Below are 24,517 nucleotides of genomic sequence, written 5' to 3'. Positions count from 1 at the left end.
ACTGTTTCGAGCCATACCGGGTGATCGTCGGCCACCCTTCACCTTGTTACTCACCAGGAAGAGCCAACTCGAACCACACCGTCTTGCCCGACTTGCCGTGACGTGTCCCCCAGCGCTGTGCCGAGGCAGCCACCAGGTGCAGCCCCCGGCCGCCCTCGTCGTCGGCCTTCGCGACGCGTTCGCGGGGCGGATCCGGAAGCGGATCGGATACCTCCACCAGGAGGGCGCCTCCTTCCGCGGGGCCCTCCGGCGGGCTCTCGCCGGGCTGCTCGCGCCGTTCCAGCCGGACCCCGATCGGGCCCGAGGCGTAGCGCAGGGAGTTGGTGACCAGCTCGCTGACCAGCAGGACGGTCACATCGCCGACGGAATCGAGGCCCCAGGAGCGGAGCTGGCCGCGCACGGCGTGGCGTGCGGTGCGGACGGCGCCGGGCTCGGCGGGGAAGGCCCACTCGGCCCATTCGCCGTCTGTGTCGATCACGCCGATCACTTCCCGGGCCGGCAGCGGCCCCCGTCCGGTTCAGCAGGGAGAGAGCCTCTTGGGTCGGTACACGATTAGGGACTAATAGCGACATACCCGATATTCGAGGCGTCGTACCACGCGTCCCCCGGGTACCGGCGCACTGTGGCACGGACGGACGGGAACGCGGGCCTCATGCGCCCCGGTGCGCCCCGGTGTGCGCGGCGCGCAGCCGGCGCCCGACCTCGGCCACCGCGGGCCGGTCCTGGTCGAGCCAGTCCACCGAGTCCAGTTCCCCGGCTCCGAGCCAGCGCAGCTCGTCGTGGTCCTCCAGGGGGGCGGGCTCTCCGGAGAGGAGGCGTGCGGTCCACACGTGCAGGACGAGTCCGGGCTTCAGCGGCCACTCCCCCGGGATGCGCTCCTCCGGCTCGGTCTCCACGCCGAGCTCCTCGCGCAGTTCGCGGACCAGCGCCTCGGGGTCGGTTTCGCCGGGTTCGGCCTTGCCTCCGGGCAGCTCCCAGCGGCCGGCCAGCTCCGGGGGCGCGCTGCGCCGGGCGGCCAGCAGGCGGCCCTCATGGCAAAGGGCTCCGCCCACGACCACACGTTCCGTCATGGGGCGGAGCCTATGCCAATGCCGCGATGCTCAGTTCGTCGTGGTGGTCCGGCCGATCCGCTCGACCCAGTAGAGCTGCTTGTGTCCGCGGTCGTCGAGGCTGTCGACCACCTTCTGCGCCTCGGCGCGGGTGGGGTAACGGCCCACCCGGTAGCGGTTGCCGTTGTCGTCCTGACGTATGACCAGCCACGGGAGCAGGGCACCGCTGTCGTTCATCGCGTCTCACCCTCCGCCGATCCACCTGCCCGGGAAACCCCGTTGCGCATATGCCCGAGCTTACGCCCGACCTTTACTGAGCGGATACGGTTTTTTACGAAGAGGAACCTCCGCGGCGTACGCATCCGGCCATGGGCACGGGTGAGCCGCGCACGCCGGTCCGGACCCGGCGCACCACGGGGCGGGCGGACTCCCGTACGCGCCCTCCGGCCGGGCCGCCCCGGCACTCCGGCCCTGGCCGGAGGCCCGTGCCCGGCCCCCGCCCCTCGGCGGGCGCCCCGGCGCAGGGGGCCCGGCGGGGGGCGTGCGGAGCGCGGCGGCGCAGGCGCGGGCGAGGGGGCGCGCAGCAGGGCCCGGCGCAACGACGCAGGCCCGCAGCGAACCGGAGCCACCGGCGCCGGTCGGGATCGCGCCGAAACCCGCCGGTAGGTTTACCGGACGGGAAGGTGGTAGGCGAGGCGGTAGCGGTCCGCCGGGACCACCACGTCGGCGGTCTCGACGGCCCGGCCGGAGGCGAAGTAGGTCCGGCCGATCACCAGCACCACATGTCCGGGGACGCCGCCCAGCAGCGCGAGCTCCTCGGCGAGGCCCGGCCGCGCCCCGACCTCCTCCACCACGTTGTCGACGACGACGTCGATCGCGGCCATCCGGTCGACGACCCCGGAGCCGCCCAGGGGCCCCTCCTCCGGCAGCATCACCGGGGTCCGGCCGGTCAGGGCCAGCGGCTCCCACGAGGTGGACAGCATCATCACCTCGCCCGCGTCGCGGAAGACGTACCGCGTCCGCATGACGCGCTCGCCCGGCTCGATGCCGAGCCGCTGCGCGATCGCCGCGGGGGCGGCGGCCTGCTCGCTGCCGGACTCCCAGGTGCCGCGGGCGCTCGCCTCCGCCTGCTCCTGGCGGAACGGCGTCGACGGCCCGCCCGTGCGGTACCCCGAGCGGGCGACCCGCCTCGGCACCGGCTGCTCCCGTACGTACGTGCCCGAGCCGGAGCGGCCCTCGACCAGGCCTTCCGCCATGAGGACCTTGCGCGCCTCCAGCGCCACGGTGTCGGAGACCCCGTACTCCTCGCGGATCCGGGCCTGCGAGGGGAGCCGGGCGTGCGGGGGCAGGGACCCATCGACGATCTTCCGCCGCAGATCCCCGGCGACGCGCAGATAGGCCGGCTGCTCACCGAAAGCCACTGAGGCCCTCCCATCAGGTTGACAGACAGCCACACCCTCGCAACGGTCGGTTGCGCGCCGCAAGCGAGGGCCAGGGTTTCACTCGAAGTGATGAAGGCTGGTCACTCAAACCCCGTTACCGCGCGTTACCCGCCACGGTCTCAGGCGGGCGCCGCCGGGGACCTCGCACCCGGCCGCCCGCCGGACCCGCCGCCCGTCCCCCCGCCGGATCCGCCTCCCGTCGCGCCGCCGGACCCGCTGCCCGGAGCCTCGTCCGCCCCGCCGTCCGCCCCGTCCTCGGACAGCCATTCCGGCACCGTCGTCGACAGGCCGTAGGCCCCGCGCAGCGCCTTCTCCGTGGCCGGCGTCAGCGCGGCCGACGCCCGGTCCCAGGCGTCCTGGAAGTCGGCCGGCCGGACCGCCGCGCCCGCCCGCTGCCACGCCTGGCGCGCCGCCGCGACCTCCTTCAGCTGCGCCCGCGCCGGCCCCGCCAGGTCCGGCCGGCGCGCCGCCGCCTCCTCCAGCACCCGGGACTCCGCGGCCAGCGCCCGGTCCACCTCGCGGGCCCACTCGCGGTACGCCGGCAGCGCCTCGTCGAGGTCCTCGTCGGGCGCGTGCCCCAGCGCCAGGTCGGCCTCGTTCATCGCGTGCAGGAAGGTCACCTGGTCCGGCTTCAGCATCCCGGCGTCGCGGCGCAGGCTGCCGCGGTGCTCCTCCCCGGCCGTGCCGATCACGCACAACAGCCGCCGCTCGCCGCCGCCCGCCCCCTCGCGCGGGGGCGCGAACCAGAACAGCTCCGCGTACGCCGGCAGGGCCCAGGAGTCCATGGCGTAGGCGTCCTGGGCCCGCCAACAGGCCTCCGTGGCCGCCCGCTTCATCTGCCGGCCGCCGCGGAACTGCGCCGGGTCGAAGCGGGTCGAGGAGGTGACCTCCCCGTGGTGCACCTCCGTGCAGGCGACCCGGTAGAACAGCGGGTCCTCGTCGAGCAGGTCCCCGTCGGGGACGTTGAAGCAGTCCCCCGCGCGCAGCTCGTCGATGTCGGTGACCTCCCCCGCGACCTCCTCGTACGGTGAGATTCCGTCGAGGCGGGAGAACAGCGGCTCGGCGGCCCGGTCCACGGCCAGGAACAGCAGCACGGTCGTCACGAGCGACACCGCCAGGCCGGTGATCGCCAGCGGCCTGCCCCGCTCCCCCTTCCCGGCGATCTGGACGAGGGCCACGATCCCGAAGACGATGCCGAGCGGCGGCAGGCACAGCAGCCCGACCAGCAGCGACGCCAGCGCGAAACCGTTGAGTGCCGGTTCCCCGTACTCCTGCCGGGGGGACGGAGCCGGCCAGTGGGGCGGCGGCTGGGTGCTCACGGGGTGCGGACTCCATCGCAGGGTGTCGCGAACGAATGCGCGAAACAGTACACAGCGGGGGCGACCGTGGTATCGGTCGCCCCCGCCGGTTCCGGTACACCGGACTGATGTCAGGACCGGACATCAGGACCGGACGTCAGGACCGGCGTCCGGGGCCCTGGCTCAGAACTGCAGCGCCCACGCGTCGATCTTGCCGGTGTCGATGTCGGCGTTGTCGTTCACCCGCAGCTTCCAGACGCCGCCCGCGGCCTCCGAGGAGGCGTTGACGGAGTAGGTCTGGAGGATGTTGTCGGCGCTGCCGCCACCGCGGTTGTGCAGGGTGTAGACGGAGCCGTCGGGGGCGACGAGGTCGACCTTCAGGTCACCGATGTACGTGTGCTTGATGTCGACCGAGACGCCCAGCGTGGCCGGGGCGTTGCCGGAGACTCCGCTGACGGTCAGCGGGGACTCGACGGTCGAGTTGTCGTTGATGGCGTAGTCGGCGGTGTTCTCGAAGCGCGGCCCGCCCGGCGGGGTGGTGCCGCCGCCGACGAACAGCAGGCGGTTCGGGGAGCCGGTGCCGGGGCTGGTCACCACGTTCGGGGTGGCCGCGGCCACCAGGGCCGAGGCGACCTGGGCCGGGGTGTTCGACGGGTTCTGCGAGAGGTGCAGGGCGGCCGCGCCGGCGACGTGCGGCGTGGCCATCGAGGTGCCGGAGATGGTGTTGGTGGCGGTGTCGCCGGTGCCCCAGGCGGAGGTGATGGAGGAGCCGGGGGCGAAGAGGTCGAGGATGGTGCCGTAGTTGGAGAAGCCGGACTTCGCGTCGCTGCTGGTGGTCGAGCCGACCGTGATGGCCTCGGCGACGCGGGCCGGGGACTTGGTGCCGGCGTTGGTGGACTCGTTGCCCGCCGCGACCGCGTACGTGACGCCGGAGGCTATGGAGTTGCGGACGGCCGTGTCGAGCGCGGAGTCGGCCCCGCCGCCGAGGGACATGTTGGCCACGGCCGGCTTGACCGCGTTCCGGGTCACCCAGTCGATGCCGGCGACGACCTGGGCCGTCGTACCGGAGCCGTTGTTGTCCAGGACGCGGACGGCGACGATCTTCGCCTTCTTGGCGACGCCGTAGCTCGTGCCGGCGACGGTGCCGGCGACGTGCGTGCCGTGGCCGTGGCCGTCCTGGGCGGTGTTGTCGTTGTCGATGGCGTCGTAGCCGTAGGAGGCGCGGCCGCCGAAGTCGGTGTGGGTGATGCGCACGCCGGTGTCGATGATGTACGCGGTCACGCCCTCGCCGGCCTTGTCGGGGTACGTGTAGCTGCTGTTCAGCGGCAGCGCGCGCTGGTCGATGCGGTCCAGGCCCCAGGACGGCGGGCTGGGCTGGGTGCCCTGGGCGGCGTCGACCGTGAAGACGCGGTTCTGCACCACGGACTTGACGGCCGGGTCCGCGGCGAGCTTTCTGGCCTGTGCATCGGAGACCTCGACGGAGTAGCCGTTGAGGGCGGCGCTGTAGGTGCGGTCGATCCGGGCGCCGTACTTCTCGGCCACGGCCTTGCCGCCGGCCTCGGTCGAACGGGTGGAGTCCTTCAGGGTCACGATGTAGCTGCCGGCCACGGAGCCGGGGGCGCCGGCGTTCTCGATGACGCCCTGCGCGCCGCTGTCGGCCGCGGAGGCGGGGAGCGCGGCGGCCGCGCCGAGCACGAGGGCCAGGGCGGCGGCCGCGCTGAGCCCGGCGGCCTTCCGGCGGGTGTGACGCATGGACATGTGGGGGGTCCTCCTCGTCGGTGGTGCGCTTCGGGGATCGGGCAGGAGCGCAGGCGTCACGCGGGGTGGGGCCGGGCCGTGCCCATGACGGATGGGCACATAGACATGACCATGACAATTCGCGGAGAGGCTGCCGCGCTGCCGCCTCCGAAAGGTTGGCGCAGCCTCGCCGCATCCCACAAGGGGAAGGCGAACGCGTAACATCCGTGCCATACGACGGCCATGAATGAGCAAGGGTGCTCCGCACATGACGCACGCAATCCCCGGATACGTCTGCCCCGACGACGGCACGCGCGCGGATGCCCGGACGGCGCCCTGGTGCTGCCCCGTCTGCGGCGGCCCGTGGGACCTCGATTTCACACCGGATCCGGCCACCGAGCTCAGCCCCTCCGCCGGACCCAACTCGCTCTGGCGGTACGGCTCCGCACTGCCGCTGCCGGGCGCTTTCTCCGTCACCCTCTCGGAGGGGAACACTCCGCTGGTCCCGCTCACGGAGCGGATTCACGCCAAGCTCGACTTCCTGATGCCGACGGGTTCGTTCAAGGACCGGGGCGCGGTGATGCTCGTGGAACTGGCCCGGCGGCTGGGCCCGGAGCGGGTGATCGCGGACAGCAGCGGCAACGCGGGAACGGCCGTGGCCGCGTACTGCGCACGCGCCGGGCTGAGTTGTGAAATTTTCGTGCCCGAGGGCACCTCGGCGAAGAAGACCGAGCAGATGCGGGCCCACGGCGCCGCCGTACGCGTCGTCCCGGGCGGCCGGGAGGCCACCGCCGAGGCGGCGCGCGCCGAGGCCGAGCGCCCCGGCGTCTTCTACGCGAGCCACGTCTTCAACCCGTACTTCCTGCACGGCACCAAGACGTACGTGTACGAGGTGTGGGAGGGGCTCGGCGGACGGCTGCCCCAGGCCCTCGTCGTCCCCGTCGGCAACGGCACCCTGCTGCTGGGCGCGGCGCTGGCGGTGGAGGAGCTGGCCCGGCGCGGGGTGCGCCCGCCGGCGCTGATCGCGGTGCAGGCGGCGGCCGTGTCCCCGCTGGCCGCGGCGTTCGAGGCCGGCGCGGAGGACGCGGAAGCGGTGGAGCAGCGGCCCACGCTGGCCGAGGGGATCGCGATCCCGGCCCCGCCGCGGGCCCGGCAGATCCTGGCGGCGGTCCGCAAGTCCGGCGGCACCTTCCTGACCGTGTCCGAGGAGGCCCTGCGCGCCGCGCAGCGCGACCTGGCCGGGCGGGGGCTCTTCGTGGAGCCGACGGCGGCGGCCTGCTGGGCGGCGGTGGGCCCGTCGGCCCCGTCGGACCCCCTGGGCGGCCGCACGGCGGTGGTCCCGCTGTGCGGTACGGGCCTGAAGGCGGGCCTGGCTCCCTGAGCCCGGGCCGCGCGGGCGGCGCGGCGGCCGGACGGTGCGGAGGCCGGGCAACGCGGGGCCGGAGGATGCCGCGGCCCGGCGGTGCGGAGGATTCGGTTCCGGGAGCGGCGGACGTAGATGTCGCAAAATCGCCGGTCAGGGGCCGGGGCCGTCTGCTGGACTGGCCCCATGACCAACCGTGTTGACCTTGCGCGCCGCTTCGCCGCCCTGCACACCCCCGCCGCCCCGCTCGCCCTGGCCAACGCCTGGGACGTGGTGAGCGCCCGACTCGTCGAGGCCGCCGGCGCCCCGGCCGTCGCCACCACCAGTGCCGGGGTCGCCTGGTCCCTCGGCGCCCCCGACGGGGACTCCCTGGCCCGGGACCGCGCGCTCGACCTCGTCGCCCGTGTGGCCGGCGCCGTCTCCGTCCCTGTCACCGCCGACGTCGAGGGCGGCTTCGGCGCCGACCCGGCCGGGGTCGGGGAGACCGTCGCCGGGGTCGTCGCCGCCGGCGCGGTCGGCATCAACATCGAGGACGGCACCCGCGAGCCCGCCGACCACGCGGAGCGCCTGGCCGCTGCCCGCGCCGCGGCCGACGCCGCCGGGGTCCCGCTGTACGTCAACGCGCGGATCGACACGTACCTCTTCGGCCTCGGCGACCCGGCGGGCCGGCTCGACGAGACCCTGTCCCGGGCCGCCGCCTACCTGCGGGCGGGCGCCTCGGGCATCTTCGTGCCCGGGGTCACCGACCCGGCCGTGGTCGCCGAGCTCGCCCGCGGCATCGGGGCCCCGCTGAACGTCCTGGCCCGGCCCGGCGCCCCGTCCGTGGCCGAGTTCGGCAAGCTGGGCGTGGCCCGCGTCAGCCTCGGGTCCTGGGTCGCGGAGGCCGCGTACGGCGTGGTGCGCCGCGCTGCCGAGGAGCTCCTCGCGGACGGCACGTACACCGCGGTCACCGACGCCCTCGCGTACGGGGAGCTGAACGGCCTCCTGAAGGACTGAACGCGGCAACCGACCGCTGCGGGCCGATCCCCGCACCCGACCCCAGCGGCGAATCCCTGTGGCCGGTCCCCGCAGCCGGTCCCCGCGGGCCCGGGCGTCCGCCCGTCAGTCCGCGGCCGCCTGCTCGTACAGGGCCCTGGCCCGCTCGTCGAACAGCGCGGCCGTGGAGTCCACGTCCGTGTCCCCGCCGCTCAGCACGCCGATCAGCCGGCCGGGGCTGCCCGGTCCGCCCCGGTCGGCGATGAAGGGGCTGCCGCTGGTGCCCGTCCAGAACCCGGCGCAGCTGATGTACAGCATGGCCGGGTCGTCCTCGTCGTGGGTGGTCTGCGTGGTGCAGGAGACGGGTTTGTTCTGCGGGTTGCGGCCGGATTCGGGGTAGCCGACCACCGTCACGTCCCGCTCGTAGCCGGAGGTCCACTCGGGCGCCGGGGCCTCGCCGGCGCCGACCGCCTGCTGGACGGTCATGCCGTCCTCGTCCGGCTCGATGCTGAGGAACGCGTAGTCGGCGGTGCCCTCGCCCCACTTCGTCCACCGCTCGTCCACGTGGACCGCGCGGACCTTCCACGCGCCGAGCGGCTGCCTGCCCGCGCCCTCTCCCGAGAAGGCGGGGGCGAAGGACAGCTCGCCGATCTCCCGGCCGTCGTGGGCGACCTCGCCGGGCTCGCCGTTCTCGCCGGCCGGGGCCACGCAGTGCGCGGCGGTCGCGACGACGGTGCCCTTGGGGCTGTCGACGACGCTCGCCGTGCACCAGTGCTCCCCGTTCGCCGTGAGCACGCCGACGCCCGGGAAGGGGTGCACGGCGCCCGCGTCCTCGTCCGTCGCCTTGACGAAGCCGACGGCGAGGACGGCCGCCACACCGGCGGCGGCCGCCGCGGAGGCCCCCTTCACGACCGCGTTCAGCGCACGGCGGGATCGGGGGTCGGTGCCAACATCACCTTGCTGATCCACTCCAGGGAGCCCTCCCTCATGCCGCGAACATACGACTTTCCGTTGTGCTCACCATCCTGGATCACCTGCAGCCGGGTGTGCACGGGGCCCCTGCCGTACTCCTTCATGAACTTCTCGGCCTTGTCGCGGCCGCTCTCCGCGGTGCCGATCTGGAAGTTGATGTAGACCTCCGGGCCGCCCGCCTTGATCAGCTTCTCGGCGAGCTTCTCGGGGTTGTTCGCGTCCATGGCCTGCTTGTTCCCGTTCCACAGCGGGGAGTCGGGGACGATGTCGACGCCGCTCGCGATGGCCGCCTTGAAGCGGTCGGGGTGCTTCAGGACGTGCTTGAACGCGCCGAAGCCGCCCGAGGAGGAGCCCATGATGGCCCACCCGTCGCGGGAGGTGAAGGTGCGGAAATTGGCCTTGGTGAAAGCCGGGATGTCATCGGCCATCCAGGTGCCCATCTTGGGCTGTCCGGGGATGTCCGAGCCGTCGAAGTGGTGCTTGGTGTCGGCGTTGATCACCGGCATGACGAGGATGAAGGGCAGGCTGGTCCCCGCCTTCGCCCCGTCGGTCACGGCCTGCTGGAGGCCCAGGCCGGGGCCCGTGCCCCAGTAGTTCTTGGGGTAGCCGCGGCCTCCGGGCAGGGAGATCAGGACCGGGAAGGCGCTCTTGGCGTACTTCGGGTCGTCGTACTCCTTGGGCACCCACACCCACACGTCGCCGGTGAAGCCGGACTTCGCGCCGGTCAGCGTCGTCTTGGCGATCTGGGTGCCGTCGGGCAGGCGGCTGGTGCGGACGAAAGCCGCCTTCGGCCCGGTGGGCATGCTGACCCCCGGCCGGATGTCCTGGGTTGCGGCCGATTCCTTGACCTTGCCGAAGGACATGGGATCCCCTATGTCCGAGAAAAGGCCGAACTTGTACGCCGCCGCTCCGCCTCCGGCGGTCAGCGCGAGCGCGAGCCCGCCGACGATCAGAAGCCTGCGCAGGCGGCGCTTGGGGCGAGGCCGGCCCGGGGTCACGGGGCCTTCCTCGGCCGCGAGGCGGCCGCCGCCCTGAAGCTGGTCATGCTGCACGAATTGTCCCGTTCCTTCTCCGGCGCCCGGACGGGCGCGGGTCGGACCGATCGGTCCCCCTTACACCCGTTACAGAGGCTTCAACGACCGGATGGGTTGCCTGGGACGGGCGGGTCGTGGTGCGGGCCACGCCCGTCCCGGGCATCGTGCTGCGTCCCTGGTCGGACGGGGGGTCAGCCCGCTTCGGGCTTGGGGGCCTTGAGCACCTTGCTGATCCACTCCAGGGAGCCTTCCTTCATGCCCCGGACGTAGTGCCAGCCGTTGTGCTCGCCGTTCTGGATGTCGCGGATGGTGGTCTTGACGGGACCCTTCCCGTACTGCTGCTGGAACTTGACCATCCGTTCCTTGCCGCTCTCCTTCGTGCCGATCTGGAAGTTGATGTAGACCTCCGGACCGTTGCCGTCGATCAGCTTCTTGGCGAGCTTCTCGGGGTTGTTCGCGTCCATCTCCGCCTGGTGGCCCTTCCACAGCGGGGAGTCGGGGACGATCTCGCCACCGCTGGCGATGACGGCCTTGAACTTGTCCGGGTGCTGGAGGACGGTCTTCATGCCGACGAAGGCGCCGGAGGAGGAGCCCATGAAGGCCCAGCCGTCACGGGACTTGTACGTACGGAAGTTGGCCTTGGCGAAGTTCGGGACGTCCTCGGCCATCCAGGTGCCCATCTTGGGCTGGCCGGGGATGTCGGAGCCGTCGTAGTAGTACTTGGCGTCCGGGTTGAGCACCGGCATGATCACGACGTACGGCAGGCTGGTGCCGGCCTGGACGCCCTCGCTGATCGCCTTGTGCAGGCCGAGGCTGCGGTCGGCCCAGTAGTTGGTCGGGTAGCCCTCGCCGCCGGGGAGCGCGATGAGCACCGGGAAGCCGCTCTTGGCGTACTTCGGGTCGTCGTACTGCTTCGGGGCCCACACCCACACGTCGCCGGTGAAGCCCGACTTGGCGCCGACCAGCGTCGTCTTGGCGACGATCGTGCCGTCGTCGAGCTTGGCGGTCTGCTTGAACTCGGCCTTCGGGCCGGTCGGCATCTGCACGTCCGGGTCGCCGGAGGGCTTGGCCGCCTGCGCACCGCCCTGGGCGCCGTCGCCGGAGCCCTTGCCGGATGCCTGGTCCTTGCCGAAGCTCACGGTCTCGCCGTTGCCGGAGAACCACTCCAGCTTCCAGGCGGCGAAGCCGCCGCCTCCCAGCAGCAGGACCAGGGCCAGCGTGGCGCTGATCCACATCACACGGCGGGAGCGCCTGCGGGGCGGCTCGGAGTCGGACTCGTCCCCGTATCCGGGGCGCGGGCGTATGTGGGCGCTCGGATCCGGGCAGGGCGGCCCGGCCGGGTGCGGCTCGTAGGGGCGCTCCTCCGCGTACGGCGAGTACCCCTGCGGCGCCTGCCGCGGCGGCCGGTCCTCGTACGGCGGGTGCGGCGGGTGCGGCTGGTCGTCGGGCCGCTGGCGCTGTGGGTACTGGTGCACGGACTTCGCTCCGAACGGTCATGGCTGCCCCCGAGCGGGACAGAAGCTGTGGGCATCCCCCTTGCTTCTGATGTGTGAATGCGCCGTTCCGTTCCAAGAACCGGCAAAAAGACGGGCCGGATATCGGCCTGTGGGAACCGGTCGGACGGAGATCACCTCTGGGCGTCGAGCACCTGCACGCACCGCCCCAGCAGCCGGACCAGCAGTTCCCGCTCCTCCTCGGAGAACTCGGCGGCGAGCGACCGCTCCACGGCCACGGCGGCGGCGTCCGCGTGCTCCATGACGGCCCGCCCCTCCGGCGTGAGGCGGGTCTCCAGGACGTTGCGGTGCCACTCGTGCGGGGAGCGTTCGATGAGCCCGCGCTCCTGGAGGTTCTTCAGGACGGTGGTCATGGTCGGGGGCGTCACCCCGCACAGGCGGGCCAGCGCGGCGGCGGAGATGCCCGGCTTCTCGGCGAGCCAGAGCAGGGCCGCGTACTGCGGAACCGTCACCGCGGAGGGCTTGAGCGCTGCGTTCTTCGCCGCGAGGAGCGCCTGCTCGGCGCGCTTGACGTGCGAGCCGATCCGCTCCTCGGGGGGCATGGAGGTCATTACCAAATACTAGCCCCCTTGCCATTGTTAGAGCTCTAACCTACATTCACATTCACCTTGTACTGAGATCCCTAACTCAGAGAGAAGACGACAACGTGCCGAAGAAGCCCCTGCCCGCCGCCGCCCTCGCGCTGACGACCCTGACGACCCTGACGGCGGCATTCGCCCTGACGACCGCACCGGCAGCGCAGGCGGCAGGGACGGCGACGGAATCGCACGGCCGGATCTCCACGGCCTTCACCCTCCCGGGCGAGAAGGTCTACCCGGAGGGCATCGCCACCGACCCCCGCACCCGCGCGGTGTACGTCGGCTCGTACGCGGACGGCACCGTCTACCGGGCCCTGCCCGGCCGGGCGAGCGCCGAGGTGTTCCTGCCCTCCGGGACCGACGGCCGCCGCACGGCGAACGGCCTGCGCGTCGACGACCGGGGCCGCCTGTGGGTGACCGACTCCACGGCCGGGGTCACCGTGTACGACACCGCCACCGGCGCACGCCTGGCCCGCTTCGAGGTCCCCGGGGCCGGCCCCCGCTTCGTCAACGACCTGACCATCACCCCGGACGGCACGGCGTACCTGACGGACAGCGTCCGCGCGGTCGTCTACCGCGTCACCCCGGACCTGCCGGCCGCGGGCTCCGGGACGCTCGTGCCCGCGTACGACCTGAGCAGCCGGCTCACCCCGGTCCCCGGGCGCACCTTCAGCCTCAACGGCATCACCTCGGACCGGGCGGGCCGGTACCTGCTCACCGTGGACATGGTCGCGGGCGACCTCCACCGCATCGACCTGCGCACGGGCGCGCTGTCGCGCGTCACGCTCCAGGGCGGCGACCTCACCCACGCCGACGGCCTGGACCTCGCCGCCGACGGCAGCCTGCGGGTGGCCCACAACGCCACCAACACCCTGACCCGGTGGCGCCTGACCCCGGACGGCACCCGGGCCCGCCTGGTCCGCACGATCACGGACCCGTCCCTCCAGATCCCGACGACGCTGGCCCATACGGCGGGGCGGACGCTGGTGGTCCGCTCCCAGTTCGACAAGGGCGGCCCGGCCGGCCCCGGCACCCCGACGGCCTTCACGATCGCCGCCGTCCGCGGCCTGTGACCGAGGACGGAACCGGACGGCCGGGGCCCCCGCCGGCCGGGGCCTGGCGCCCGCATGAGCGGCAGGGGAGGAACGGGGGGCGGCGGGGCGTCAGGCGGTGGCCACGCGCAGGAGCACCGACAGCGAGCTGACGACCAGCAGGCCGAGGACGACCCGGCGGAAACGCTCGGCGTTCAGGCGGTGGAAGACCTTCTCGCCGACGAATATCCCGATGAGCAGGGCCGGCACCCCGACGAGGAGCATCTGCCCGACGGTCGCGGTGAGCTGGCCGCTGATCCCGAACCCGGCCAGCGCGGCCAGGCTGGTGCCGGAGAACACCACACCCAGTGTGGCGCGCTGGACCCTGGGCTCCAGCTGCATGCTCTGGAACGCGGCGACCATCGGCGGGCCGTCGATGCCGGTGGCGGCGAAGGAGGCTCCGGAAAACATCCCCACGGCCATCACCGCGCCCAGGCCGCCGCCCAGCGTGATCTTCCGCCACACGATGAACGTGCCCAGCAGGACCACCGCCGTGATGATGAACAGCAGCACCTGCGAGGAGAGCGTGGCCAGCAGCCACACTCCGAACGGCACACCGGCCAGCCCGGACAGCAGGGTGGCCGTCATCAGGCGGCGGTCGACATGACGCCAGTCACGGACGGCGATCCACAGGCTGAGCGGGGCGGCCATGATGCCGGCCACGACCACCGCGCTCGCCGGGTCGATGAGCAGCGCCAGGGGCGGGACGGCCACCAGGGAGAAGCCGAATCCCGCTGTGGTGCGTACGACGGAGGCGACGGCCAGCACCAGGAAGGCGCCGAAGAGGATCATCATGGGGAAACGGGTCTCCAGGTTGGGCGGCGCGGTTCAGACGACGTGGTTGGTGAGCTCGCCGATCCCTTCGACGGAAACCGTGACCCGATCGCCGCGCCGCAGCGGTCCGACACCCGCCGGGGTGCCGGTGAGTATCACGTCACCAGGGTGCAGGGTCATGGCCGAACTGATGTGGCTGATCAGGCGGTCGACGGAGTGCACCATGCGGGAGCTGTTGCCGTCCTGCCGGACTTCTCCGTTCACGGTGGCCCGTACCCCGATCGCCCTGACGTCGAGTTCGGTCTCCACCCAGGGGCCGATGGGACAGAAGGTGTCCGATCCCTTGGCACGCCACCACTGCCGGTCCGGACCTTGGAGGTCGCGGGCGGTGACGTCGTTGGCGCAGGTGTAGCCGAGGACGTGTGCGGGCACCTGTTCCGGCGTCAGGTCACGGCAGGTCCGGCCGATCACCGCGGCGAGCTCGGCCTCGTGGTGGAGGTCGTCCGTGTAGGACGGCTTGACGATGGCCTCGCCGGGGCCGATGACGGCGCTGCCCGGCATGAGGAAGACGAGCGGCTCCTCGGGCACCTCGTTGCCGAGTTCCGCGGCGTGCTCGGCGTAGTTCCGGCCGATGGCGAGGACCTTCCCCGGTTCGACGGGAGCGAGCAGCCGCACCTCCCCGAGGGGGAATCGGGGCGCGTCCGAGGGCACGTCCAGGGGGCCGAAGGGGCCGTTGATGAGCGGGACGACCTCGTCGTCGGCGAGGAGCCCGTAGCGGATCGTGCCCGCCTTCTCAAACCTTACGATGCGCATGTACCGCTTCCGTTCTCGCTCTTGGCGGGGGTGTTTCCGGGCAGGGCGCGCAGCAGCAGCTCCGCCAGGTGTTCGGGACGGCGCGAGCCCTCCTGGGAAATCTGCGTCCGGCAGGAGAACCCGTCGGCCACCACGGCGGTGTCCGGCCCGGCGGCCCGCAGCTTCGGGTAGAGCTCCCGCTCGGCCGCGCCCTGGGAGACGTCCCAGTGGCCCGGCTCGTAGCCGAAGTTGCCGGCCATGCCGCAGCAGCCCGCGGAAATCACGTCCGTGGTGACGCCGAGCCGGCGCAGCACCTCGGTCTCCGGACCGTGGCCGTGGCCGGCCTCCTGGTGGCAGTGCGGCTGCATCACGGCGTCCTGGTCGAGCTTCCCGAACGGCCAGGGGCCCTGGTGGTCCGCGACCACTTCGGCGAGGGTGCGCACCTGCTGGGACAACCGGCGCACGACCGGTGAGTCCGGCAGCAGTTCGGCCGCCTCCTCGCGCAGGGTCTGGGTGCAGGAGGGCTCCAGGCCGACGATGACGCGGCCGGCTTCCAAGTGCTTGCGCAGGGCGCCCACCGAGCGGCCGAGCACCGCCCGGGCGGTCCCCAGCTGGCCCGTGGAGTGCCAGGTCAGGCCGCAGCAGACCGGGCCGTCGGGCAGGACCACCTCGTACCCGAGGGCTTCCAGGACCCGGGTGGCGGCCTGGGCTCCCCGGGGGTCGAGGAGGTTGCTGAAGGTGTCCGGCCACAGGACGACGGTGCCGGATCGGCCCGCAGGAACACGCGCACTCGCACCGGCCTCCGCGCCGGCGGGGACCGGCTTGCGGTAGTGGAACCACTGCCGGAAGGTCTGCGCGGGCAGTTGCACCAGCGGCCTGCGCGTCTCCAGCCCGGCCAGGGAACTCAGCCTGGCCGCGAGCGGCGCGCGCCGCGTCAGCCGGTTGAGCGTACGGGGGGCCACCGACGCCAGCCGGGCCAGCAGCGGCAGCCAGCCCAGGGTGTAGTGGGCGCGCGGTCTCAGCCGCCCCTCGTAGTGCCGGTGCAGGAACTCCGACTTGTACGCGGCCATGTCGACATTGACCGAGCAGTCGCTCTTGCACGCCTTGCAGGAGAAGCACAGGTCGAGTGCGTCCCGGACCTCGGTGGAGCGGTAGCCGTCGGTGATCGTCTCGCCGCGCAGCATCTCGCTCAGCACCCGGGCGCGCCCCCGGGTGGAGTGCACCTCGTCGCGGGTGACCTGGTACGAGGGACACATGTGGCCGGTGTCGTTGCGGCAGGTGCCGACGCCCGTGCAGCGGTGCACCGCGTTGGTGAGCGATCCCTGGTCGGCACCGAAGCGCTGGATCAGGGGCAGCTCGTTGCGGTTGCGGCCCGGGCCGGGGCGGATGTCCGCGTCGAACGGGGCCGGGTCCACGATGATGCCCGGGTTGAGCAGGTTGCCCGGATCCCAGATGTTCTTGAACGCGGCGAACGCGCCGATGAGTTCGGGCGAGTACGTACGGGCCAGGAGCTCGGACCGGGCGCGGCCGTCGCCGTGCTCACCGGAGGCGCAGCCGCCGTGCTCGACCACGAGGTCACCGGCGGCCGTGATGAACTCCCGGTAGCCGGCGATGCCCTGCTCGGTGTCCAGTTCCCAGTCGATCCGGACGTGCAGGCAGCCCTCGCCGAAGTGCCCTGTGATGGTTCCGGTCCGCCGGTGTTCGGCCATGAGGGCGTGCAGGTCCCGCAGGTATCCCGACAGCCGCTCCGGCGGGACGGCGGAGTCCTCCCAGCCGGGCCAGGCCTGCCGTCCGTCGGCCATCCGGGTGGCGATGCCCGCGCCGTTGCGGCGGATGGACCAGATCGCGGCCGTCTGCTCGGCGTCGGCCGTGATGAAGCTGGTGGCGTCGGTCTCCCGGGCCAGGCGCTCGGCGTTGGCGATCGCGTCGGCCTCGTCGGTGCCCTCGATCTCGCAGTACAGCCAGGCCTCGCCGCGCGGCAGCAGGTCGATGCCCGGAGCGCGGCCGCCGCGCGAGCGCAGCGCCTCGACCAGCGGAGCGTCCAGACCCTCCACGGTCAGCGCGCCGGCCTTCGCCAGCGAGGGCGCGCAGTCGGCGGCCGCGTAGACGTCGGGGAAGCCGAGTACGAGAAGCACCCGGGCGGCCGGGATCGGGGTGAGCCTGACCTTGGCGCCGAGCAGGACGCCACAGGTGCCCTCGGTGCCCACCAGCGAGCGGGCGACGTGGAAGCCCTTCTCGGGCAGCAGGGCGTTCAGCCCGTACCCCGACACCTGTCGGCCGAATCGGCCGAGTTCGGTGCGCAGCGGCGCGAGGTGGCGGTCCCTCAGCTGCTTCAGCCGGCGGTCGATGTCCGCGTCACCGCTGGAGCCCTGGCCGGCGCGGATCCGGCGGCCGTCGGCGAGCAGCAGGTCCACCTGCTCGGTGATGTCGGCGGTCGTGCCCCAGGCCACCGAGTGGGCGCCGCAGGCATGGTTGCCGATCATTCCGCCGATGGTGCAGCGGGAGTACGTCGAGGGGTCGGGGCCGACGGTGAGGCCGTGTGCGGCGGCCCGGTCCCGCAGGCTGCCGAGGACGACGCCGGGCTGGACGGTGGCGGTGCCGGCCTCCGGGTCGAGGTCCTCGATGCGGTTCATGTACCGGGAGAAGTCGAGGATCAGCCCCGTGCCGATGGAGTTGCCGGCGATGGAGGTGCCGCCGCCCCGGCAGGTGATGCCGACGCCGTGTTCGGTGGCGATGCCCACGGCGATGGCAGCGTCCTCCGCGTCCCGGGGCTCCAACACCGCGGCCGGCATGACGCGGTAGATCGAGGCGTCGGACGTGTAGGCGGTTCGGGTCCGCACGTCCGTGCGGGCGGCGGGCAGGCGTGACTGCAGGTGCCTGGTGAAGTCGTTCATGGAGTCTTTCCCGGGTGGGCGGGTGGGGCGGCGGTCGAGGCGCGGTCGGTCAGCCGCGCGCACCACCGGTGTGGAGCGGGAAGTAGTCGATCAGCAGCATGTCGCGCACGCCCTGCCGGACTCCGTCCGCCGGCTCGATCGCGGAGACGCCGTGGAAGACCCGGCGGTCATCGATCACGATCGACTCGAACGGCTGGAGCAGCGTGGTGCTGTAGATCGGCCGGCGGTCGCGGTCGTACAGCTGCGACTCGCCTCCCTCGACGTCGACACGGCGCATCAGGACCTGCGCCACGTAGTGGTGCCCGTCCTCGTGTACGCCCTCGGGGGCCGGGAGGCCCTTCGCGTCGCGGGTCGCGGTGATACGGATCTGGTGGACGCCGACACCGCTGGTGGCCGGGTCGAAGTCACCGGGCACGCGCTCGGCGAAGAAGCGGATGAGGGTGTGGAGCACTCCGCCTGCGGCCACGTCGTCGGCCAGCGGCGGGAAGTGCCGGTCGACACCCCCGTGGAGGGAATTCACCTGGGCGGTCTGGTGGAAGGCTCGCGGGGGGTCCAGTACGAGATCCCCGTCAGAGAAGTGGAAGCAGCCGTGACGGCGGCGGCGATAGTCGGCGCCGTCCTTCATGTACGCATCGACGGGCAGGTCCTCCCATGACTCCAGAAACAGCTTGATCTCGTCCGCTGAGTGAGTGTCCAGCGCCTGCTTCAGATCCCCTTCCGAGAAGTACCGGTACGGAGCGTTGCGGTCAGCGGCCGTGCCCTGTAACCGCATTACCTCGGTCGTCACTACACACTTCCTTTACTGGATTCTTCGACGTTGCCTCAGCAAATGAGACATCACCGATCCTGGCCGGAAGGAACCCTCCGGGCAAGGCAGGAACCGGTGCGGGAACCTGCGCCGCAGGAACACGCGGGGCAGCTGGAATGTTGACGGCCGACCGCCGCCGCACACCCGCCGAACGACAGCCGTTCCGAATATTCCCCGACCGTGCGCCCGGTGGCGAAAGGGGCCGAAAATAGCGGTTCGATGGCGGGATTCCGCCTGGCAAGGCGGCGGCGCGGACCTGGGGCGGCCCCGGCCGTCACCCCCTCCAAGAGGGATCGCAGGACGTGATCAAAGTCTCCACATGCGCAGATGCTGACCGAGGCGCCGTCAACTAGCCTGACCGGAAGCACAGGCTGCCGGCACGGGGGAACGCAGAATGACGCCCACGTTTGGAACACCTTTCGAATCACTACAGTCTCAAGACATTCAGCTCTACCGAGAGCTGCTCGCGCAGGATTCGTCACCACACCTGCCGGCGCAGCCGGACTCCACCACCGGGGAGCGGGTCTTCGAGGCCCGGGAGGATTCGCTGGAAAGGCTGCTCTCATCCGGCCTCGCGGTTCCGGACGAGCAGAGCGAAACAGGCTTCACTCCCGTAAATCCTGAAACGATCGGGAGTTACGTTGTGGCCGAGATCCTCGAAAGCTCCGCCCGGGCGGCGATCAACCTGCTGCGAATCCGGGAAGAATTAGGGCCACTGGTTGCCGAGTATCGGCACAACCATCTTCGGAACGCGTATGGATACGTGACGCACACCGACTTCCCGAACATCAATGCCGCCATCCGCCTGGCGGCCCGGGAATGCCGGGACGAAGTGCTGACCTCACAGCCCGGCGGCGCCAGATCCGCGGCCGTTCTCAACGACTCGCTGCCGTCCACGCTGGACATGCTGGACCGCGGGGTGAAGATGCGGACGATCTATCAGCACAACGCACGGTCCAGCTCGGCGACGCGCAATTTCGTCCACACGATCCAGCAGCGTGGCGCCCAGGTGGCGACATTGGACGAGAACTTCGACCGCCTGATCATCTTCGACCGGACAGTGGCGTTCATCCCCGCAGACGACGACCGCCGGGTGGCGGCGGAGATCCGCGCTCCGGCCGTGGTCTCGTTCCTCGCGGCCCTCTTCGAACGCTCGTGGGTCAGGGCGCTCCCCTTCACCCCGCCCGGGCGCGACCGGGCCACGACCCGCATCACCGACGACCTGGAGCTGGCGATCATGCGGCACATCGTCGCCGGTGACACGGACTCCGTGACGGCCGGACAGCTCGGCATCAGCGTGCGGCGGTGCCAGGAGTACGTCGCGAGGATGTCCGCGAAGCTGGGCAGTCGCAGCCGGGCCCAGCTGGGCTACCTGATCGCCAAGTCGGGCCTGCTCGACAACGTTGCCGAGGAAGCAGGCGGGGACGACTCCCCCTGATCCGCGGCCCACCCGACGGAGCCGGCGGCGGCAGGCCTCAGGCGCCCTGGAGGGGCGTCGGCGCGGGCTTGCCCGAGTTCCACCCGATGTCGCCGGCCACACCGGCCACCGGCTTCGTGACGGGAACCGCCGCCTGGGCCGACGCGACGGGCAGGGCGATCAGGGCCGTGGCGGAAACGAGGGCGATGGCGAAGCGGTGCATGGTTTCTCTCTCATGGGGTGCCGAGCCGAGCGGACTACCGCGCCGAGACAGCGCTCAATTATGTTCATGCAACATCTACCCCTGTTTCAAGATTTCCAGGGGGTGGTGAACCCGCACTGCGGGAAGACGAAGCCGACGACACACCGGCAGCCGCGGGTCACGCACGCCCATCCGGCACGGTGACGACGAAGGGGTCGGCTCCATCAGGAGCCGACCCCTTCTGACCTGCACGCTTGACGGATCGCCTAGCGTGCAGTAACAGACCGGTCACACGTTGAAGCGGAACGTTCAGCACAGCGCTCCCACCTGCGAAAACACGGTTCCGGAAGTGGTCATCCAGCACCCATCCAGCACGGTGCGGGTTCATCCAGCACATCCAGCACATCAAGCCGCGGTGTCGTAGCCAGAGGGGTCCTCTGGAGCCTCCGGCCGCATCGCCTTCTGCATGATGTCACGGCAGCGGTCCCACGCCTCCGGGACCAGGTGCCCATAGATGTCGACCGTGGTCTTGATCGACTTGTGCCCGAGCCAGCGGCTCACCTCGTGGATCGGAACGCCATTCGCGAGGGCGGTCGAAGCGAAGAAGTGTCGAAGGCTGTGCGGGGTGTACTTCGGACTGCCGTCTGCATTGACGATGCCAGCAGCCTTGAGCGCCTTCCGCCAGTGGTAGCCGTACGTCGAGGCCGTGGGCATGACGCCCTTGCCGCGCTCGCGAGGAGCGAAGAAGACCTCGACGACCTTCTTCTTGCCGCCCCGGGTTTCGAACCCCAGCGGTATCGGGGCCCATGCTGCGGCATGCTCGTCGATCTCCTCCCCGATGAAGAGGGGCATCGGGATATCGCGGTACTCCCCATCCTCCCTGTGCTTGAGCGGGACCAGGCGGGTACGGGCGTCACCCCTGTTCGCCTTCGAGCTGACCTGCCAGCGGACCCGTATGAAGTCATCCCGCCGGCATCCGACGTGAAAGGCCAGGGCCTCGCTGATCCGGAGTCCAAGGCCCGCCTGAAGGGAGATCGTCAGCTTGTACTGAGGAGAGATGTGCTGATGGATCAGGTTGACCTCGTCCAGCGTCGGGATCTCGTCCTCGTCGACAGCAACGTTGGTCGGCTTGATGTCGACGTCCCTGGCGGGGTCGTCCTGAATCAGCTTCTCCTCCTTGGCCGACCAGAAGATGTGCTTGACCATCTTCATGCGGTCGAACACCGTGCTCTCGGCGAGCACCTTCAGGATCGCCACCTTGAAGTGCTCGATGTCACGCTTTGTGACCGAGGCCAACGACTTGCGTCCAAGATGCGGCAAGAGGTGGTTATCGAGGAAGCCCTTGTAGTTCGAGTGCGTCGCGTCACCGACCGTTCGACGTTCCAGCCAGTCGTCGGCGTAGGCCCGCAGGCTGATCTTCCCGGCGTCCGGGTCGATGTAGACGCCCTGGTCCTTGTCGGCCTCCATCTTGGTGCCATGGGCTTCGGCCTTCGTCTTCGTGGGGAAGGTCTCCTCGCGCTGTCGCCCCGTGCGTCCACCCGGCTCGCGGTATCGAACGGTCCACTCGTGGCGGCAACGGACGGCCTCACAGGGGTAGAACTTGTTTCGCTTGTCCGACTTACATCTCTGGAAAACGGTAGCCATGCGGCCCCCCTTGGTTGCTGGGACAGGGCTCCGCCCATTACCCGTAGTTGTCTTCGAGGTAGGCGACGATGTCGCGCTCACGGAATCGCAGGAGGCGGCCGACCTTCTGGGCCTTGATCCCCCACGTCCGGTACTTGTTCTTCACGGTGATCTCGCTGACCTTCAGCCAGTCAGCCACCTCTTCCGGCGTAAGCAGCCGGTTGCTTCCACCTGCCGCCACACAACCCCTCTCGGCTACATGTTTACTTTCAGGCCGCGCGAAATGCGGTTCGCTCCTCAAAGGAGCGGCGGGACTGCTTAGTGAGGTGCCACATGCCGAAGTCGCACAGGTAGATGCGGTTCTCGCGGTCGATGACCCGGCGCTGACCTCGGCGGTCGGCGCTCCGGTCCCGCTTGGCCTGGGCTCGGCCAAGGGCCTTCTCTGCTGCCCGTTCGTCGGCAAACGCCCGCTTGCCGGAGCACTCGCAGGTGTGGAACTCGACGGTCTTCATGGGTCCTGGTTTCCTTCCGATCTTCAGTGGCGGGGCTTCGTCTGCTGAAACTTGCCGCATGGGCACGTGGGTATTTGGCAGGCACCTCGGGCAGCGCCGGCAAGGGAATGAGTGAAGGGGGCGTGGCCGCAGTCGGGCTGGAAGCAGAACCCCTTCCATCCCTTCTTGCCGTCCACGTTGGCGAGCATGGCGCCGGGGCTGTAGAGCTTGACGATCCGGCCGGTCCCCCCGAAGGCCATCTTCGAGGCGAAGGTCTTGATCTCGGCCTCCGAGCCGAAGGGCCCAAAGTTGAGCCCGCGGTGGCCGTCCTTCCATGTGTGGACCAGGGCGAACAGGTCGCGCATCTGGAGCAGTTCGGCTGCTGTCTTGTAAACGGCCTTGGCCATCTGGTCGGCACTCTCGAAGGTGGGGTCCTCCAGGAGCGACTTGATGGCCTCGACCTCTTCCTTTCGGGGGGTCAACCTCATGGTTACACCTTAACAGAGGAGTTCAATGTTTACATCTGCCGCCTGAATGACCCTCCGCACCTTTCCGTACAGGTCCCAGAGGGAGCCGTCGTTGCGAATCACCGCGTCGAAGTCGTATCCGGCCAAGGCGTTCTCGCTCGCGTGCCCAGCCTGGGCAATGGGGTCTGCTCCAGGCCGCTCCAGGAGGAAGACCAGGCCGCCGCGTTCCCGGATCGCGTCCGCCTCGTTGGGGAAGCGCACGTCGGTTATGACGGTGGGGCCCCAGGTCTCGAAGTCGCGGAGGAGGGCGTCGACCCACACGTTCTCCCCCAGGGCTGCCCGGCCCGCTTCCGTTCCGAGCCGCTGGAGGTACTCGCGTACCTCGGGATAGCAGTCCTTCGTGGTCTCCCACCCGTAGCCGTCGACCTCGTAGCGCAGGCTGGTCAATCCCTCGGCGTAGGACGTCTCCACCATGAGGGGGTCGAGGGCGTACAGCATCTCCCTGACCTTGTCCGCGAATGCCTTGCGCTGCCATCCGGCGGTGAGGAGTACGTCGGCGGCGGTGTCCTTGCCCGAGCGGGCAGCGCCTGCGAACCCAACGAGCGGCATGGAGCGGCTGCCGCGTTCCGCGGTGCCGGCGTACTCGGGCTGCGCCTGGTCGAGGAGTTCGACGGTCCAGTCCGGAAGCATGGAGACCCAGTTCTGACGGGTGGCCTCGGCGCCGGGCTCGAGGTCGACGTGCAGGCGGTAGACCTTGGTACGGCTGCCGTCCCATGTTGCGGGCTTGAGCTGGGGGGCGAGCACGAGGTATCCCTCGCGGGTAACCGTGTGGCCTCGGGTGTCGCGGCCGGTGGCGCGGATGTGCTGGCCAGGCTTCAGGTCGGTGATCTTCGTGGGCATGGTGTTCATCCTTCGTGGCTGTCGAGGAGTCGGTTCAGACCGGGGGCGGAGATATGTCCTGTGCATACGTCGCAGTCGCAGCCGTGGAGGCATCGGCCGCATCCGGGCCAGTCACACAGGGGGTCAGGGCCGTGCCAGTGCTGCGGATCGGGTTCGTCACAGCCCCACCCTGCGCAGGTTCGGTCTCGGGACCAGGTGGGGTAGACGAGGTGCTCGCGCTGACCGGTGAGGCCGTGGGCGAGGTGTTCGCCTGGGCAGGTGAAGCGGGAGCGGCTGGCACTTTCGCGGTCCCGGAAGGCGGCCCGGCACTGGGTGCACTGGAGGCGGCCTTCCGGGCGCATGCGGAGGTGGTGCCTCACTGAGCCGCGGCGCCGAACGCGGGTACGGCCGGGCCGAGCGTCCATGTGCCTCCGGCCTTCGGGGCGGCCTCTTCGATTGCGGTTTCGAAGGACCACTCCCCAGACATCAAGGACTGGCGCATGAGCAGCTCAGCATGACGGCCCTGGAGGGCGCGGAGCTGAGTCTCGACCTCGCGGGCCTCACGCTCGATCGCTGTCAGGCGGTCGCTGCGCCGGCTGCGGAGGAACTCGACAGCTTTCTCGTGGACGAGCTGAGCGTCGCGCCGATGCATCTCGGTGAGGGCCTGGACGATCTCACCGGTCCGGGCGGTGGCTCCCTCGGGTGCCGGATAGTCGCCAATGCCGGTCTGCACGCGGCGGACGTCTATGTCCCAGTCGGTCTGACCGGGGCGGACGACGGTGTACTCCACCAGGCGCGAGCCGCAGACTTCGAGTGTCCCGGATGCCCCGGCGCGGTTCCATGCGCTGCGGCCGTAGGCGACCGTGAAGGCCGTGGGGAGGAACTCCCACGCCCTCTCGGAATCGGAGACCTTCAGCTCGTGGAACTCGGGAGCGATTTCGACCGTGCCGCGGACACGGGGGCCAGCCAGCTCGTACGCGGTGATCCAGGGCTTCGCTGCTTCGACTCGCTCGACCGTGACGAAGCCGAAGGACAGGTTCAGCGTGCTCATGTTGGGCTCTCTTTCGTGTGCTGATGGGTGGCCGCCCCGGCCCTCTCCCTGTGCGAGCGGGGGCAG

25 protein-coding genes are annotated in these 24,517 nt (G+C 70.9%); 4 read left to right on the top strand and 21 right to left on the bottom strand.

Going from position 1 to position 24,517, the window contains the following annotated elements:
- Positions 1-46 precede the first annotated feature (46 nt).
- From AC068A_RS04735 to AC068A_RS04710, 6 genes are all read right to left on the bottom strand, one after another.
- Complete coding sequence (locus AC068A_RS04735) at positions 47-487, bottom strand: ATP-binding protein (RefSeq protein ID WP_478580694.1); 441 nt, start codon at positions 485-487, stop codon at positions 47-49.
- 163 nt (positions 488-650) lie between these two features.
- Positions 651-1,070: a (deoxy)nucleoside triphosphate pyrophosphohydrolase gene (locus AC068A_RS04730; protein ID WP_478580691.1), complete on the bottom strand. Its 420-nt coding sequence runs from the start codon at positions 1,068-1,070 to the stop codon at positions 651-653.
- 30 nt (positions 1,071-1,100) lie between these two features.
- The gene (locus AC068A_RS04725) at positions 1,101-1,286 is read right to left on the bottom strand and encodes an SPOR domain-containing protein (protein WP_478580688.1); all 186 of its coding nucleotides are present in this window, start codon (positions 1,284-1,286) and stop codon (positions 1,101-1,103) included.
- Between the two features lie 431 nt (positions 1,287-1,717).
- The gene (locus tag AC068A_RS04720) at positions 1,718-2,470 is read right to left on the bottom strand and encodes a GntR family transcriptional regulator (RefSeq protein ID WP_478580686.1); all 753 of its coding nucleotides are present in this window, start codon (positions 2,468-2,470) and stop codon (positions 1,718-1,720) included.
- 140 nt (positions 2,471-2,610) lie between these two features.
- Positions 2,611-3,810, bottom strand: a complete 1,200-nt coding sequence (locus AC068A_RS04715) for a DUF4190 domain-containing protein (RefSeq protein ID WP_478580684.1) — start codon at positions 3,808-3,810, stop codon at positions 2,611-2,613.
- A 162-nt stretch (positions 3,811-3,972) separates the two neighbouring features.
- The gene (locus tag AC068A_RS04710) at positions 3,973-5,541 is read right to left on the bottom strand and encodes a S8 family peptidase (protein WP_478580870.1); all 1,569 of its coding nucleotides are present in this window, start codon (positions 5,539-5,541) and stop codon (positions 3,973-3,975) included.
- A 253-nt stretch (positions 5,542-5,794) separates the two neighbouring features.
- Here AC068A_RS04710 and AC068A_RS04705 point away from each other — a divergent pair, with 253 nt between their 5' ends.
- Both AC068A_RS04705 and AC068A_RS04700 read left to right on the top strand, forming a co-directional pair.
- Entirely contained in the window at positions 5,795-6,907 is a 1,113-nt protein-coding gene (locus AC068A_RS04705; protein WP_478580682.1) for a pyridoxal-phosphate dependent enzyme, read from the top strand.
- Positions 6,908-7,075: 168 nt separating this feature from the next.
- Positions 7,076-7,885, top strand: coding sequence for an isocitrate lyase/PEP mutase family protein (locus tag AC068A_RS04700; RefSeq protein WP_478580679.1), 810 nt, complete (start codon positions 7,076-7,078; stop codon positions 7,883-7,885).
- 105 nt (positions 7,886-7,990) lie between these two features.
- Here AC068A_RS04700 and AC068A_RS04695 read toward each other — a convergent pair whose 3' ends face one another.
- The 4 genes from AC068A_RS04695 to AC068A_RS04680 all read right to left on the bottom strand — a co-directional run bounded on the left by AC068A_RS04695 (position 7,991) and on the right by AC068A_RS04680 (position 11,935).
- The gene (locus tag AC068A_RS04695) at positions 7,991-8,773 is read right to left on the bottom strand and encodes a trypsin-like serine peptidase (RefSeq protein ID WP_478580678.1); all 783 of its coding nucleotides are present in this window, start codon (positions 8,771-8,773) and stop codon (positions 7,991-7,993) included.
- Between the two features lie 8 nt (positions 8,774-8,781).
- Positions 8,782-9,888, bottom strand: a complete 1,107-nt coding sequence (locus tag AC068A_RS04690) for an alpha/beta hydrolase (protein ID WP_478580675.1) — start codon at positions 9,886-9,888, stop codon at positions 8,782-8,784.
- Positions 9,889-10,061: 173 nt separating this feature from the next.
- A complete protein-coding gene (locus tag AC068A_RS04685) occupies positions 10,062-11,345 on the bottom strand; it encodes an alpha/beta hydrolase (RefSeq protein ID WP_478580673.1) in 1,284 nt (427 codons plus the stop codon).
- 152 nt (positions 11,346-11,497) lie between these two features.
- The gene (locus AC068A_RS04680) at positions 11,498-11,935 is read right to left on the bottom strand and encodes a MarR family winged helix-turn-helix transcriptional regulator (RefSeq protein ID WP_478580670.1); all 438 of its coding nucleotides are present in this window, start codon (positions 11,933-11,935) and stop codon (positions 11,498-11,500) included.
- Positions 11,936-12,030: 95 nt separating this feature from the next.
- On the opposite strand from AC068A_RS04680, the gene AC068A_RS04675 reads away from it, so the two are divergent.
- The gene (locus AC068A_RS04675; RefSeq protein WP_478580668.1) at positions 12,031-13,035 is read left to right on the top strand and encodes an SMP-30/gluconolactonase/LRE family protein; all 1,005 of its coding nucleotides are present in this window, start codon (positions 12,031-12,033) and stop codon (positions 13,033-13,035) included.
- Positions 13,036-13,125: 90 nt separating this feature from the next.
- On the opposite strand, the gene AC068A_RS04670 is transcribed toward AC068A_RS04675, so the two are convergent.
- From AC068A_RS04670 to AC068A_RS04655, 4 genes are read right to left on the bottom strand one after another with little or no spacing between them, the layout of a single operon-like run.
- Positions 13,126-13,848, bottom strand: coding sequence for a sulfite exporter TauE/SafE family protein (locus AC068A_RS04670; RefSeq protein ID WP_478580665.1), 723 nt, complete (start codon positions 13,846-13,848; stop codon positions 13,126-13,128).
- A gap of 33 nt (positions 13,849-13,881) precedes the next feature.
- Positions 13,882-14,640, bottom strand: coding sequence for a fumarylacetoacetate hydrolase family protein (locus tag AC068A_RS04665; protein ID WP_478580663.1), 759 nt, complete (start codon positions 14,638-14,640; stop codon positions 13,882-13,884).
- Positions 14,628-17,513, bottom strand: a complete 2,886-nt coding sequence (locus tag AC068A_RS04660) for an FAD-binding and (Fe-S)-binding domain-containing protein (protein ID WP_478580660.1) — start codon at positions 17,511-17,513, stop codon at positions 14,628-14,630. Before AC068A_RS04660 ends, AC068A_RS04665 begins: the two co-directional genes overlap by 13 nt.
- A 49-nt stretch (positions 17,514-17,562) precedes the next feature.
- Entirely contained in the window at positions 17,563-18,300 is a 738-nt protein-coding gene (locus AC068A_RS04655) for a 2OG-Fe dioxygenase family protein (RefSeq protein WP_478580657.1), read from the bottom strand.
- 415 nt (positions 18,301-18,715) lie between these two features.
- Here AC068A_RS04655 and AC068A_RS04650 point away from each other — a divergent pair, with 415 nt between their 5' ends.
- On the top strand, positions 18,716-19,759 hold the full coding sequence (locus AC068A_RS04650) for a helix-turn-helix transcriptional regulator (RefSeq protein ID WP_478580655.1): 1,044 nt from the start codon (positions 18,716-18,718) through the stop codon (positions 19,757-19,759).
- A gap of 37 nt (positions 19,760-19,796) precedes the next feature.
- Here the strand turns inward: AC068A_RS04650 and AC068A_RS04645 are convergent, their stop codons facing one another.
- The 7 genes from AC068A_RS04645 to AC068A_RS04615 all read right to left on the bottom strand — a co-directional run bounded on the left by AC068A_RS04645 (position 19,797) and on the right by AC068A_RS04615 (position 24,451).
- Positions 19,797-19,961, bottom strand: a complete 165-nt coding sequence (locus AC068A_RS04645) for a hypothetical protein (RefSeq protein ID WP_478580653.1) — start codon at positions 19,959-19,961, stop codon at positions 19,797-19,799.
- A gap of 384 nt (positions 19,962-20,345) precedes the next feature.
- Complete coding sequence (locus AC068A_RS04640; RefSeq protein WP_478580650.1) at positions 20,346-21,584, bottom strand: tyrosine-type recombinase/integrase; 1,239 nt, start codon at positions 21,582-21,584, stop codon at positions 20,346-20,348.
- A 37-nt stretch (positions 21,585-21,621) separates the two neighbouring features.
- Positions 21,622-21,804, bottom strand: a complete 183-nt coding sequence (locus AC068A_RS04635) for a helix-turn-helix domain-containing protein (protein WP_478580647.1) — start codon at positions 21,802-21,804, stop codon at positions 21,622-21,624.
- Between the two features lie 28 nt (positions 21,805-21,832).
- Positions 21,833-22,075 carry a hypothetical protein gene (locus tag AC068A_RS04630; protein WP_478580645.1) on the bottom strand — a complete coding sequence of 81 codons (243 nt, stop codon included), beginning with the start codon at positions 22,073-22,075 and terminating at the stop codon, positions 21,833-21,835.
- Positions 22,076-22,098: 23 nt separating this feature from the next.
- Complete coding sequence (locus tag AC068A_RS04625) at positions 22,099-22,542, bottom strand: hypothetical protein (RefSeq protein WP_478580642.1); 444 nt, start codon at positions 22,540-22,542, stop codon at positions 22,099-22,101.
- Between the two features lie 9 nt (positions 22,543-22,551).
- A complete protein-coding gene (locus tag AC068A_RS04620) occupies positions 22,552-23,421 on the bottom strand; it encodes a deoxynucleotide monophosphate kinase family protein (protein ID WP_478580639.1) in 870 nt (289 codons plus the stop codon).
- 355 nt (positions 23,422-23,776) lie between these two features.
- The gene (locus tag AC068A_RS04615) at positions 23,777-24,451 is read right to left on the bottom strand and encodes a hypothetical protein (RefSeq protein WP_478580636.1); all 675 of its coding nucleotides are present in this window, start codon (positions 24,449-24,451) and stop codon (positions 23,777-23,779) included.
- Between the last annotated feature and the right edge of the window lie 66 nt (positions 24,452-24,517).

Source organism: Streptomyces sp. NPDC043854, from assembly GCF_056436005.1.
The sequence above is the reverse complement of the archived record's forward strand: the minus strand, read 5'-3'. Positions and strand labels throughout refer to the sequence as shown.